Here is a 12910-nt window from a genome sequence, read left to right on the forward strand (position 1 = left end):
AGAATAAAAATTCAAACTAAACATTATTTTAGGGAGGCTACACAAATGGTAAAAATGTATTATGAAGCAGACGTAAAACAAGAGGTACTGCGCGGTAAAACAATCGCAATCATCGGTTATGGCAGCCAAGGACATGCGCAAGCACAAAACCTGCGCGACAGCGGTTATAAAGTGGTAGTAGGTCTGCGCCCAGGGAAGTCTTGGGATGTAGCGGTGAAAGACGGCTTTGAAGTACTGACAGTGGCAGAAGCAACCAAACGCGCTGACGTGGTACAAATCCTGATGCCAGATGAGCGTCAAGCACAAGTATACCGCGACGAGGTAGCTCCAAACCTGAAATCCGGCGCAGCTCTCTGCTTCTCCCACGGTTTCAACATTCACTACGCGCAAATCGTACCGCCAGCTGACGTAGACGTTATCATGTCCGCTCCAAAAAGCCCAGGTCACCTGGTTCGCCGCGTATACCAAGAAGGCTTTGGCGTACCTGGCCTGATCGCCATCTACCAAGATGCTACCGGCAATGCGAAAGACCTCGCTCTGGCATACTCCAGCGGGATCGGCTGCACCAAAGCAGGTGTTATCGAAACTAGCTTCCGTGAAGAGACCGAGACTGACCTGTTCGGTGAGCAAGCTGTTCTCTGCGGTGGCGCAAGCGAACTCGTAAAAGCTGGTTTCGACACATTGGTAGAAGCTGGATACGCTCCGGAAATCGCCTACTTCGAGTGCCTGCATGAGCTGAAGCTGATCGTTGACTTGATGTACGAAGGCGGTCTGGCTCGCATGCGCTACTCCATCTCCGACACGGCTGAATACGGTGACTACAGCACAGGCCGTCGCATCATCACAGATGAGACTCGCAAAGAAATGAAAAAAGTTCTGGCTGAAATCCAAGATGGTACCTTTGCTCGCAACTGGATCTTGGAAAACCAAGCAAATCGCCCTGGCTTCACTTCCCGCCGTCGTCTGGAAGCAGAGCATGGCATCGAAGTAGTGGGTGAGCAGCTGCGCGGCATGATGTCTTGGTTGAATAAAGAAACGAAAAAAGAAGAAGTAAAAGTCGGCCAATAATTGGCCGATTCGCAGACAATATATAATGTAGGAAAAAAATGTGGAGGTGAAAAGTTCATGCGGACCATTGAGATTTTTGACACAACTCTGCGAGATGGGGAGCAGTCTCCAGGAGTCAACATTAGCACGAACGAAAAGGTGGAGATTGCCCTTCAACTAGAAAAGTTGGGCGTGACGAGGATCGAGGCGGGCTTTGCTGCCGCCTCCCCTGGTGACCAAAAGTCTGTGGCCGAAGTGGCGAAGCGGGTGAAAAACTCCACTATCGTAAGCTTGGCGCGTGCCGTGAAAGACGACATGGATAAGGCTTACGAAGCGCTTCGCAACGCGCAAAACGCATCCCTCCACGTCTTTTTAGCAACATCACCGATCCATCGGCAGTACAAGCTGAACATGAGTAAGGAGCAAGTGCTGGAGCGCGCGGTGGAAGCTGTGACATACGCGAAAAAGTACTTTTCGGAAGTGCAATTTTCTGCTGAAGATGCGGCGCGTACCGAGATCGATTTCTTGGCGCAGGTTGTCGAAGCGGTCATCAAGGCTGGTGCGACTACGGTCAACATTCCGGACACGGTCGGGTACATGACGCCCATCCAGTATGGACAGATTTTCAGCGATCTCAGAAGAATGGTTCCGGCTGCCGAGGGCATTCGCCTGAGCTGCCACTGCCATGACGACCTGGGAATGGCGGTGGCCAACAGCTTGGCTGCAGTAGAGGCTGGCGCGACACAAGTCGAGGGGACCATCAACGGAATTGGCGAACGTGCGGGTAATGCTGCACTGGAAGAAGTGGCGCTCGCTTTGGAGACCCGCAAGGATTACTACCAGGCGACGACCAACCTGACGCTGAAAGAAATCGCTCGTACCAGCCAGTTGGTGAGCCGTCTGACGGGGATGATCGTTCCGGGGAACAAGGCAGTCGTGGGTGCGAATGCATTCGCTCACGAATCCGGCATTCACCAGGATGGGGTGCTGAAGGAAGTCACCACATACGAGATCATCCGTCCAGAGTCGGTAGGCTTCAAATCAAACAAACTGGTGCTCGGCAAACACTCCGGCCGCCATGCGTTCAAGGAGAAGCTGATCGAGCTCGGCTACCATCTGGAGCAGGAAGAAGTGAACACAGCGTTCGCTGCTTTCAAGGTACTGTGCGACAAGAAAAAGGAAATCAGCGACGACGACATTCTCGCGCTGGTCGATACCAAAATGGTAAAAGGCCAGGAAGCATTCCAGCTGGAATCTGTTCAGCTCTCTTACGGAAACATCTCCGTGCCGACAGCGAGCGTACGACTGCTTCGTGCAGATGGCTCTGCAGTGGAGGAAGCAGCGATCGGGAATGGTTCCGTCGATTCGATCTACAAAGCCATTGATCGTGCGACGGGCGAAGACGTGACGCTGGTGGACTACAAAATCCTTTCCGTTACACAGGGAAAAGATGCGCTGGGTGAGGTGTTTGTCCGCCTGCAGCAAGGTGATCTGACGGTGACGGGACGAGGTGTCAGCACAGACGTTCTGGAAGCGAGTGCGATCGCGTATGTACGCGCCATCAACAAGATTCTGGAGCGCCGCGGTGAAGCCGTACCGGTAGGCATAGGCTAATTTTCCATCATCGGGTAGGATGAGGGAAGCCAGTAGAGAACGGAAACCATTACAGTATAGAAAAGCGGGATAGATGATGAAAAAAGAGTATCGCATTGCCGTTCTGCCTGGTGACGGTATCGGACCGGAAATCATGCAGGAAGCGGTCAAAGTCCTCACTCTCGTCGGAGAACGGGAAGGGGTCACGTTCGTTTGTGAAGAAGGTCGCATCGGCGGTATCGCTATCGATACCGATGGCACGCCACTGCCAGAAGAAACCGTAAAGCTGACGAAGCAAGCAGATGCCGTCTTGCTGGGTGCTGTAGGTGGACCGAAATGGGATCAAAATCCCGGACATTTGCGTCCGGAGACAGGACTCCTCGGAATCCGCAAAGCGCTGGGTCTGTTCGCAAACATTCGTCCAGCTACCATGCACAGCTCTCTCGTAGACGCTTCCTCGCTTAAGCCAGAGGTCGTGTCCGGCGTAGACTTGATCGTCGTTCGTGAGCTGACGGGTGGAATCTACTTTGGAGAGAAAAAACGCTACGATGGACCGAACGGAGAAGTAGCGGAAGATCAGTGCATTTACAATGAAGCGGAAATCGAGCGAATCATTCGCGTCGGCTTTGATATTGCTCGCAAGCGCCAAAAGCGCCTCGTTTCCGTCGACAAGGCCAACGTTTTGGAAAGCTCCCGCCTCTGGCGCAAGGTAGCAGAGCGCGTAGCAGCGGATTATCCAGACGTAGAGCTGTCTCACCAGCTGGTAGACTCTTGCGCGATGCAGCTCGTGCGTGCTCCCAAGCAATTTGATGTCATCGTGACTGAGAATATGTTCGGCGACATCCTGAGTGATCAGGCAGCGATGCTCACGGGCTCCATCGGCATGCTGTCCTCTGCGAGTCTGGCTGCCGGCAGCTTCGGTCTGTATGAACCGGTTCACGGTTCCGCACCTGACATCGCAGGCAAAGGCATCGCCAACCCACTGGCAACCATTCTGTCTGTTGCGATGATGCTCCGTCTGTCTCTCGGCATGGACGAGGCAGCAGCTGCTGTGGAGAATGCCGTGTGGGCTGTCCTGGAAGCGGGCCATCGCACTGGCGACATCGCTACCGACCGCAGCAAGGCGATCGGTACTGTCGAGATGGGCCAACTGGTCCGCGACGAGCTCGCCAAAACACTGGTTCAAAAATAAGCAAGCAGCCCTGCCGTATCCTTCGGGTAATACGGCAGGGTTTTTCGTTGGTGGTGTGACATAGCAGGGGAAGCCAAAAAAGGAAACAATAAATGAACGCAGTGTTATAGTATACGATAGCTACTAATGAACTCATAATTGTCAGCTTCTTTGGAGGGAACACAGGTGGCTTCCATACCGTTTTTGATCTGCTTTAGCTTTATCCTATTACTCACGGTGGCCGCAGGGATCGCAGCCAAACGGCGGGTCAAAAAGACGAGCGATTTCACCAATGCGAGCGGATCTCTGACGTCTGGCATGGTAGCAGGGGCGCTGGTAGGCGGATTTGTCGGAGGGACATCGATCGTCGGTACGGGTGAGCTCGCTTTTTCATACGGTCTGGCTTCCCTCTGGTTTACACTGGGGGGCGGAGTGGCAGTGATCCTGCTCGGATTGTCGGCCAGCCGTTTTCGCCAGCTTCAGGTCGAGACGCTGCCAGAGCTCATCGGCTTGCAGTACGGTGCACGCGCACAATTGGGAAGCAGCTTGTTTTTATCGCTGGGGATGTTCATCCAGGTGATCGCGCAAATCCTCGCCGCGCTCCCGTTTGTTTCGGTATTTTGGCAGTCCTCCTTACCGGTCTTGGCACTGATTCCCTCTCTCTTGATCATCGCCTATGTATGGGCGGGAGGCTTTATGGGTGCTAGCCTTGTGGGGACGTTCAAGACCGTCATGCTGATCGTGCTCTTGTTCGGTACAGGAGCTTGGTTATGGGGGACGATGGATGCGGGCACATTCGCTAGGTGGTGGCAGGAAGGCAGGATGAATCTGGTCGTACCGGAGGCAAAAATGGGCTGGGCGCAAGGGGCCTCGATGGTCGTGGGCATTTTCTCGACGCAGGCTTACCTGCAGCCGATCTTTGCCGGTCGTTCGGCACGAGAGGCTCGCAGCGGGGCTGTTATCGCAGGGGGCATTATCGTTCTGGTCGGCCTGGTCAGTGCGTGGATCGGCATGTTCATGTATGATGCGCATCCAGAGCTGACTCCGCGCGAAGCAATTCCGCAGTTTTTCCTGCAGGTTGCGCCTGACGGGGTGGCGGGGGCAGCGTACGCGATCATCCTGCTGTCGGTCGTTATGACGGGCGCGGCGTTGACGCTCAGCATTGCCACGATTTTGAACAAAGATCTCATTCAGCGATATACCGCACGGTTTCGCGAAGACAGACGCAAAATGGCCGTATCTCGATTCTTGATTTTGGCCACGATCGCCATCTCCTACATCATCGTTTGCTGGGATGACCAAGCGAAAATTTTGCACTGGGCGTTTTTGTCCATGACCCTCAGAGGGGTTACGATCTTTTTCCCTGTCGTGTTTTATTTGTTCCATATCCATCCGATTCATCCCAAGTGGGCAGTGGCTGCCGTTTGGGGGGCTCCTCTCTTTTCGTTGATCTGGACCTGGTGGCTGCTGCCGATTACTGAAATGGACCCGATCGTAGTGAGCGGCATATGGAGTGCGCTGGCTCTGCTCGCAGGCTGGCTGCAATGGAAACGTGAAGTCCGTCGCGAATTGGCGTTGCAGCAGACTCATTCCCGGTAGACCAGAAATAGAAAAATCCCCGTTCTTCCTGTTGAAAGAGGAAGAGACGGGGATTTTTTGTACAGATAGGTATGCAAATGATGTTTTCTAGTCACCCGATCGTGATTTTTCCTTTCGGGTAGCGGTAGTATTCCTTTTGTTTGCGCTGAGCGAGTGCAAACGCGATGGTCAGAGGACCTACCCTGCCAGCGAACATCGTGAGCGCGATCAAAAACTTCCCGACGGATGACAGCTCCGGCGTCAGTCCCATCGACAACCCCGTTGTGGCAAAGGCAGAGGTGACTTCGAACAGGATCATCTCAAATGGGGCGCCTGGCTCTGTAATGGAGAGCGCCATGGTAATGGCCATGACGATGAATAGTCCGACCATGGTGACGGTCAGCGACTTGTAGATCATGTGTGGAAGAATGCGTTGACGGAAGAAAATAACGTCTTCTTTCCCTTTGATCTGCGCGATCACTGCTCCGACCAGCGTGGCGAACGTCGTGGTCTTGATCCCGCCACCTGTCGATCCGGGAGAGGCACCGATAAACATGAGAAGGATGATCAAGAACAAGGTAGACTGATGCATATCACCGATGCTGAGCGTGTTTGAGCCTGCCGTTCGAGGTGTCACCGATTGATACAGTGATCCGAGGATCTTGCCCATCATCGATAACGGCTGAAGCGTCTTGGGATTGGTATACTCCAGAAAGAAGATCAGAACCGTCCCCACGATCACCAGCAGGGCTGTCGTCGATAATACCACCTTGGTATGTAAGGACAGACGGTGTGTATGGCGATAATCGTAGACTTCGCTGACAACCATAAAGCCGATCCCGCCGATGATGATGAGTGCGCAAACGACAAGTGTGACGACCGGGTCATCCACATATCTCGTCAGACTGGCGAAATCCCCCATCAAGTCAAATCCAGCGTTATTGAAGTTCGAAATGGAATGGAAGAAACCGTAGTAAATGGCTGTACCCAGTGGAAAATCGAATGCAAAGCGGATGGATAGCAAAATACCTCCGAGCAATTCCGCCAACGCCGTAAAAATCAAGATCATTTTGGCCAGACGCACGACTCCTTCAATCGTCATCTGATTGAGTGACTCCTGCAGAATAAGTCGCTCCCGCAGCGAAATCTTTTTCCGCATGATCAACGCGAAGAAAGTCGCGAATGTCATGAACCCCAGACCGCCAATCTGGATGAGGGATAGAATCACCAGCTGACCGAACAGGGTGAAAGTGCTCCCCGTATCCACGACGACCAGACCGGTCACGCATGTGGCGGACGTCGCGGTAAACAAGGCATCGAGCCATGGCAGCCCCATGCCGTTTACTGTGGAGGCAGGGAGGGTCAATAGAATGGTCCCGATCATGATAATCAATGCAAAGCCAAGAACCAGGGTCTTTGGCGGATCGAGATGAAATTTCTCCACGAATTTGCGGATCATATAGGCGGACCTCGACTTTTCGATTAGGGTAAGAAACAAGTATTTCTTCTTTTATAGTATGGCAGGAACACCTGCAAGTAGTAGGCTTGGGCGAAGTGGATAAAATGGAAAATGTGGAGCGGTTTACCTGATCAAAGCAGCCCCCAAACGATGCAGCCAATGCTTCAGCTCCCTCTCTTCCATAGGGGCTAGAGGGAAGCGTACGGCTGGACGGCGAACCGTATCCGCTGGTTCATCTGCGACGCGGAAGGCATGACCAGGGGTCAATTCCAGCCCTTCTTCCAGCAGCATCGCCACGACGCGATCTTCACTCTCCGTCGCTTTGGAAGTAGGGGTTCCCCACTCGATCCAGGTGTTTAAACCACCCGATATGGGATACATGCGGGCATGGGCAGGAAGAGCGTGATGCTGTTCCTTCCACAAGGAATCATACCGTGATTGAAACAGAGAGCGTCGATCAGACAGGTACACTTCCGAAAACCAGGGATCGTCCAGCAGCCGTACAGCAGCTTCTACGACTAGCAAAGAAGGCTCGGCACCTGTCATGGATACGATCTGCCGATAGCGCTCCAGCTCCTCCTCGGTGAGATCGGCAGGCAGCATGAGAACCCCCAGCTGCAAATCTCTCGCCAGTGTCTTGGATAAGGAATGCAGGTAGTAGACCTGCACGGAGCGATTGGCATCCATCGCCATCTGGTACAGGGGGGAGCTGGGTTCGGAAAACCAAAGGTCACCGTAGTGGTCGTTCTCCACCAGCTGAACGTTCTTTTGCTCTGCCCACGCCAGCAGTTGCTGCTTGCGCTCGTGGGAGTAGCTGATCCCCGTAGGGAACTGGTAGTGCGGGTTGATCAGCAGCCAGTTGGCTGGGTAATGCTCCTGCTCTGCGTCGAGGGCCTGTATGGAGATTCCTTCCTCGTCCATTCGGATCGGGCGCACGGTGATCCCGCACTGGCTCAACAAACGCAAAAAGACGGGATAGCTGTACTCTTCGACGTAGACGACGTCCCGCGGATTCATGACACGCTGCGCTAAAAAGGCAAAGCCGCTGGTGCTTCGATTGAAAGACAGAATGCGTTCCGGTGAATGAGGAAGACCGCGTCGGCTCAAATGATCCGCAAATACTTTGGCGGCATGCCCGCGGCGAACTTTCTTTTGGGCAGAAGGTTCGTCCAGCACGGTCAGACTGTCGTAAAAGGCGCCGCGCAATCGCTTGACGAGCTCTTCGCCGGGGCGGGGAGAAGAGTCAGCCAGTGAGGCAATAGGAATATCGGTAAGGGGCAGCCGATTTTCCAGACGGGCTTCTTTGGCTCGCGTGGTCAAATAATAGCCTTTGCCGTGCACAGCCTCCAGCCAGCCTTCTTCGGCCAAGTGATCGTACGCTTTTTTTACGGTTTCCAGCGAGCAGCCGCTGACCGTTTTCATGTCGCGCAGAGAAATGAGCTGTTGTCCGTCTACGAGGAAAGCGCCCCGTAAAATAGCCGTTTGCAGCTGTTCTGCGAGTTGTATGTACATAGGGGTATGAGATTGCTTATGGAAGTGAAAAGCGAAAAAAGGGCGGTTTGCCATCCGGCTGCGCCTCCTTGTCTGTCAAAAATAGCAGTCATGAGCATTATATCGGAAAGAAGGATTTGTCGGTATAGGTCAATCAAAAATCTCCCGCATGAAAGAGGGGCGTGGTATCATGACAGGAGTGAGAATACGGAGGGGAGCTGATCTTTCATGAGCACGATGGAACATAAAGCCTTGTCGCCCAGGCAAGTGACGTGCATGGTAATAACCGTATCCGATACGCGAACGGAAGAGACAGATAAAAGCGGCCAGCTGATGAAGCAATTGCTGGAAGAAGCGGGACATACCACAGCGCTGTATCAAATTGTGCGGGACGAGCCTGCCGAAGTGATCGCTGCGATCGAGAACGGAATCGCGCATCCACAGGTTCAAGTCATTTTGCTGAACGGCGGGACGGGTATCTCTCCTCGCGACAATACCTTTGAAGCGGTGTCAGGATTGCTGGATAAAGAGATGCCAGGATTCGGCGAGCTGTTTCGCATGCTGAGCTACACGGAAGATATCGGTTCGGCAGCGATGCTGAGCCGCGCGATAGCGGGTACACGCCAGGGCAAAATGATCTTTTCGACACCGGGTTCCACAGGGGCCGTCCGATTGGCGATGAACAAGCTGATCGTCCCCGAGCTGGGGCATGTCGTACGCGAACTGAATCGATGACGCAAGAAGGGGCGACTCGGCGTGAAAAGCGGGTTGCCCTTTTCCATGGAACGGCGAGGATGAGCTGGACTGGATTTGCCGTATTCTGTCCGCTTATGGTACTGTTACGAAAGGAATATGACTGGCATACTCGAAGACCCGCAATGCGAGTCGTTCTGTTGCCGGATTGTGCAAGGAGAGTAGAAACAAACATGAATATATTGTTGTCCACCCTGAATGCCAAATTCATCCACTCGTCATTGGCCTTGCGCTATTTGCGCAGCTACGCCGAGCCGTCCTTTCCGGCCATTGAGCTTGTCGAATATACGATCAATGACATCACGTTAAATATTGTAGCCGACATTTACAAGCGAAAGCCGGATGTCGTGGCTTTTTCCTGTTATATCTGGAATATCCGCGAAACGTTGGATGTGATTCGCAACTTGAAAAAAGTATGCCCGGACGTGCCAGTCATTTTAGGCGGGCCGGAAGTGACTTACGATGCCGACCATTGGATGAAAAAGCATCCGGAAATCGACGTCATCGCGATTGGAGAAGGGGAGCAAACCTTCCTGGAGCTGCTTGAGGCTTATCGGGAGGCCCTCGAGACCAAGCAGCCGCCTCGCCTGCGCGAGGTAGCGGGAATTGCCTATCGGGACGGCGAATATGTGCGGTTCTCGATGCCGCGCGGACAGATCGAGGAGATGGATTCGATTCCATCCCCGTACCAGCATCACTTGGATGAGCTGAACAACCGGGTGGTTTACTTCGAGGCGTCCAGAGGCTGCCCGTTCAAGTGCCAATATTGCCTGTCCTCCATTGAAGACGGCGTTCGCTACTTCAGTCTGGAGCGGGTCAAGGAAGATTTGCTCCGCTTGATCCAGCATGGCGTGAAGACGATTAAGTTTGTTGACCGGACGTTCAATATCAATAAAAAGTACGCGCTGGAAATCTTTCAGTTTTTGATCGATAATCACAATGGTACCGTCTTCCAATTCGAAATTACGGCAGATATTTTGCGTGCAGATGTCCTGGATTTCCTGACAGAAAATGCGCCGCCGGGAATTTTCCGTTTTGAAATCGGTGTGCAGTCTACCAACGATGAGACGAACCGGCTCGTTCAGCGGATTCAGCGATTTGACCGACTGTCTCGTACGGTGACACAGATCAAAGATTCGGGCAAGATCGATCAGCACCTGGACTTGATCGCGGGTCTTCCTGAAGAAGACTACCAATCCTTCCGCAAGACATTCAATGATGTATTCGCCCTGCGTCCCGAAGAGCTGCAGCTCGGATTTTTGAAAATGCTGCGCGGGACTGGCGTGCGTGCGCGTGCGGCTGATCATGGCTACGTGTACATGGACGAAGCTCCTTATGAAATCCTGGGGAACAATGTCCTTTCCTTTGGCGACATGCAAAAAATCAAGCGGGTCGAGGATGTGCTCGAGAAGTATTGGAACGCTCATCGAATGGACCATACGCTGGAATGGATGCTGGAGCGGGTGTTTGAATCGCCGTTTGACTTCTTCCAATCCTTTGGTGACTACTGGGAGAGCCAGGGATGGAGCCGGATCGGCCATCAGCTGGAGGATTTGTTCACGCGTCTGGAGAGCTTTTTGCGTACGCAGAACATCGAGAAGATGGAGCATGTCATGAGCCTGATGAAGTTCGATTTCCTGCATAATCAGAAGCACCGTCCGCGCAAGCTCTGGTGGGAGGATGTCATGGACAAACAGGAAATGCAGGACACATTTGCTGCCGTCTACGAGCAGCGGGAGCAGCTTCGCGAAGACTTTGCCCGCCATGCTTCCGTAGAAAAGGATTACTTCAAGCATACGCTTACGGCAAAAGTGAGCTTTGATATCGAGACGTGGCTCAAAACAGGAGAAGTCAAAGAGGGCGATTATACGCTGGTCGTCTACTATCCGTACAAGGAAGGCGAGAAAAACGACTATACGATCGTAGACCAGCTGTCTATCGCCAGCGCCTAGGTCTTCTCAAGGGCAAAGGGGGAGGGGCATGGCCCAATCATTTACGGAAGCGGCGGTTCTGCTTTTTGCCAACCGTGCCAATCAGGAGGCAGCAGGACCGATGGAAGCGTACATGAAGAATCAGTTTCCGTTTCTGGGGGTCAAAACCCCTTTGCGAAGAGAGCTCAGCAAGCGGCTTTATCGCGAGCAGGGGATACCGGAGAATTGGGAAACCGTAGTCCGCGAGCTGTGGGCGCTGCCTGAGCGAGAATATCAGTACGTGGCGCTTGATTTGCTGGAAAAGGTGAAAAAACGGTTTGCTGCGGAACATGTGGGACTCGCCGAAGAGCTGATCACAGGGAAATCCTGGTGGGATACGGTCGATTATTTGGCATCGCATATGGTGGGTACGCTCTTTCGACTCAATCCTGCCTTGATTGGCGACAACAACGAACGCTGGCTGGAAGGGGCGAACCTTTGGCTTCAGCGAACGACACTCCTTTTTCAGCTATCCTATAAGGAAAAGACGGACGAAGAGCTGTTGTTCAAAAACATTCGTTTTTGCGCAGCCTCCAAGGAATTTTTCATTCAAAAAGCAATAGGCTGGTCATTAAGGGAGTATGCCAAGACCAATCCGGAAGCGGTGCGTCATTTCGTCGAGATGACCCCGCTCGCCGGTCTCAGCCGCAGGGAAGCGCTCAAGCATTTCTAGCGGGCATCTTTGTTTCGCTTGATAAAAAGAAGGCATCTATTGCAAAATAGACAAGTACCTTTTTGACACATTGGAACGTATTAGATAGAAGTCGCAAAAGCGCAGCAAAGCCTTTGCAATGCAATCCTAGAAACAGCCGCAATGTGGCGAGGATAGGGGAATTTGCTCATGGAAATCAACCTGCTGATGTCAATCATAGAGCAATACGGTTATCTGGCCATTTTCTTTCTGCTTTGGCTGGGGATCGTAGGATTGCCAATTCCTGACGAGCTTGTCGTAGCGACGGGAGGATTTCTGGTCTCGATTGGCCTCTTGAACCCGGTGTATTCCTTTTTGGCGGGATATCTGGGTGTGGCCTCTGGATTGACGATAGGATTTTTACTTGGAAAATACTTTGGCAAGCCCATTTTACAGTGGCTATCAAAGAGCGAGAAGATGCGCCATGCCGTCGAGCGATCTACGGAGCTGCTGAGCAAGTACGGAACATCCGCCTTGTGCATCAGCTACCTGTTTCCGGTCGTGCGCCATGTGGTGCCGTACCTGGTGGCAATGGGCGGCATGACTTATCGCCGTTACGCCCTTCTGTCCTATCCGATCGGTCTGGTGTGGACCATCGCATTTTACCTGCTGGGGTATGTTTTCGGCAACCACGTCGAAGCGATCGTGGGCATGATCAGACATTACGGCTTTTACACCTTGCTCATCCTTGTCGTGGTGATCGCCGTCGGGGTGGTAGTTCGCAAGTATATGCTCAGCAATCGAGCGTATCGGGCAAAAGGAGATTGAACATGTTTCATCGACAGTTGGTTACTCACAAGCGCAATCGAAATCTGATCCTCGTCCTGGGGTGGGCTCTGATGCTCGTGGGCTTTGCCACCCCTGTGCTGTGGATGGCGGGGGCAGGCGGTCTGCTCTTGAACGGATACGCTTATGCTTTGATGGCAGCAGATAAGCGCCTGGCTCCTAAACGGGGCTTTCGGATTCCGGAGGCGAGCCTTTTGATCATGGCAATCCTTGGCGGAGGGATCGGTGCCTTGGCAGGGATGCTTGGCCATCGCCACAAAACCAAGCATGTTTCTTTCATGATTGTCGTCCCTGTTTTCTGTATCTTGCAACTGTTCCTGCTTTTGCAAGTGATGAGGTAGGGGTAAAAAAGTACATAGAAGCACACATGG

11 protein-coding genes are annotated in these 12910 nt (G+C 53.0%); 9 read left to right on the plus strand and 2 right to left on the minus strand.

Translation table 11 applies throughout. The features are described from left to right. Positions 1-45 precede the first annotated feature (45 nt). The 4 genes from ilvC (at position 46) to JNE38_RS08960 (ending at position 5410) form a co-directional block, all read left to right on the plus strand. Positions 46-1068 (plus strand): ketol-acid reductoisomerase, encoded by a 1023-nt coding sequence (gene ilvC, locus JNE38_RS08945; RefSeq protein ID WP_203356233.1) that lies wholly within the window; start codon positions 46-48, stop codon positions 1066-1068. Between the two features lie 57 nt (positions 1069-1125). After that, positions 1126-2661, plus strand: a complete 1536-nt coding sequence (locus JNE38_RS08950; protein ID WP_203356234.1) for a 2-isopropylmalate synthase — start codon at positions 1126-1128, stop codon at positions 2659-2661. Between the two features lie 76 nt (positions 2662-2737). Further along, the gene (leuB, locus tag JNE38_RS08955; RefSeq protein ID WP_203357473.1) at positions 2738-3832 is read left to right on the plus strand and encodes a 3-isopropylmalate dehydrogenase; all 1095 of its coding nucleotides are present in this window, start codon (positions 2738-2740) and stop codon (positions 3830-3832) included. A 165-nt stretch (positions 3833-3997) separates the two neighbouring features. Next, positions 3998-5410: a sodium:solute symporter family protein gene (locus JNE38_RS08960; RefSeq protein ID WP_203356235.1), complete on the plus strand. Its 1413-nt coding sequence runs from the start codon at positions 3998-4000 to the stop codon at positions 5408-5410. Positions 5411-5501: 91 nt separating this feature from the next. Here the strand turns inward: JNE38_RS08960 and JNE38_RS08965 are convergent, their stop codons facing one another. Both JNE38_RS08965 and JNE38_RS08970 read right to left on the minus strand, forming a co-directional pair. Continuing rightward, complete coding sequence (locus JNE38_RS08965) at positions 5502-6848, minus strand: TrkH family potassium uptake protein (protein WP_203356236.1); 1347 nt, start codon at positions 6846-6848, stop codon at positions 5502-5504. A 123-nt stretch (positions 6849-6971) separates the two neighbouring features. Next, positions 6972-8414 (minus strand): aminotransferase-like domain-containing protein, encoded by a 1443-nt coding sequence (locus JNE38_RS08970; protein ID WP_203356237.1) that lies wholly within the window; start codon positions 8412-8414, stop codon positions 6972-6974. A gap of 153 nt (positions 8415-8567) precedes the next feature. Between JNE38_RS08970 and JNE38_RS08975 the strand changes: the two genes are divergently transcribed. From JNE38_RS08975 to JNE38_RS08995, 5 genes are all read left to right on the plus strand, one after another. After that, positions 8568-9074 carry a MogA/MoaB family molybdenum cofactor biosynthesis protein gene (locus JNE38_RS08975; RefSeq protein WP_203356238.1) on the plus strand — a complete coding sequence of 169 codons (507 nt, stop codon included), beginning with the start codon at positions 8568-8570 and terminating at the stop codon, positions 9072-9074. Between the two features lie 191 nt (positions 9075-9265). Beyond that, positions 9266-11044 carry a B12-binding domain-containing radical SAM protein gene (locus JNE38_RS08980; RefSeq protein WP_203356239.1) on the plus strand — a complete coding sequence of 593 codons (1779 nt, stop codon included), beginning with the start codon at positions 9266-9268 and terminating at the stop codon, positions 11042-11044. A 28-nt stretch (positions 11045-11072) separates the two neighbouring features. After that, a complete protein-coding gene (locus JNE38_RS08985) occupies positions 11073-11735 on the plus strand; it encodes a DNA alkylation repair protein (RefSeq protein WP_203356240.1) in 663 nt (220 codons plus the stop codon). A gap of 168 nt (positions 11736-11903) precedes the next feature. Continuing rightward, entirely contained in the window at positions 11904-12521 is a 618-nt protein-coding gene (locus JNE38_RS08990) for a DedA family protein (RefSeq protein WP_203356241.1), read from the plus strand. A gap of 2 nt (positions 12522-12523) precedes the next feature. Continuing rightward, positions 12524-12880, plus strand: coding sequence for a DUF1294 domain-containing protein (locus JNE38_RS08995; RefSeq protein WP_203356242.1), 357 nt, complete (start codon positions 12524-12526; stop codon positions 12878-12880). The last annotated feature ends 30 nt before the right edge of the window (positions 12881-12910 follow it).

The organism is Brevibacillus choshinensis (assembly GCF_016811915.1).
GTDB classification, from domain to species: Bacteria; Bacillota; Bacilli; order Brevibacillales; family Brevibacillaceae; genus Brevibacillus; species Brevibacillus choshinensis_A.

Bases quoted from the DNA above. Each gene is read 5' to 3' on its own strand.
- JNE38_RS08975 (WP_203356238.1), top strand. From the start codon at position 8,568: ATGAGCACGATGGAACATAAAGCCTTGTCGCCCAGGCAAGTGACGTGC.
- ilvC (WP_203356233.1), top strand. From the start codon at position 46: ATGGTAAAAATGTATTATGAAGCAGACGTAAAACAAGAGGTACTGCGC.
- JNE38_RS08950 (WP_203356234.1), top strand. From the start codon at position 1,126: ATGCGGACCATTGAGATTTTTGACACAACTCTGCGAGATGGGGAGCAG.
- JNE38_RS08970 (WP_203356237.1), bottom strand. From the start codon at position 8,414: ATGGCAAACCGCCCTTTTTTCGCTTTTCACTTCCATAAGCAATCTCAT.
- JNE38_RS08990 (WP_203356241.1), top strand. From the start codon at position 11,904: ATGGAAATCAACCTGCTGATGTCAATCATAGAGCAATACGGTTATCTG.
- JNE38_RS08980 (WP_203356239.1), top strand. From the start codon at position 9,266: ATGAATATATTGTTGTCCACCCTGAATGCCAAATTCATCCACTCGTCA.
- JNE38_RS08965 (WP_203356236.1), bottom strand. From the start codon at position 6,848: ATGATCCGCAAATTCGTGGAGAAATTTCATCTCGATCCGCCAAAGACC.
- leuB (WP_203357473.1), top strand. From the start codon at position 2,738: ATGAAAAAAGAGTATCGCATTGCCGTTCTGCCTGGTGACGGTATCGGA.
- JNE38_RS08995 (WP_203356242.1), top strand. From the start codon at position 12,524: ATGTTTCATCGACAGTTGGTTACTCACAAGCGCAATCGAAATCTGATC.
- JNE38_RS08985 (WP_203356240.1), top strand. From the start codon at position 11,073: ATGGCCCAATCATTTACGGAAGCGGCGGTTCTGCTTTTTGCCAACCGT.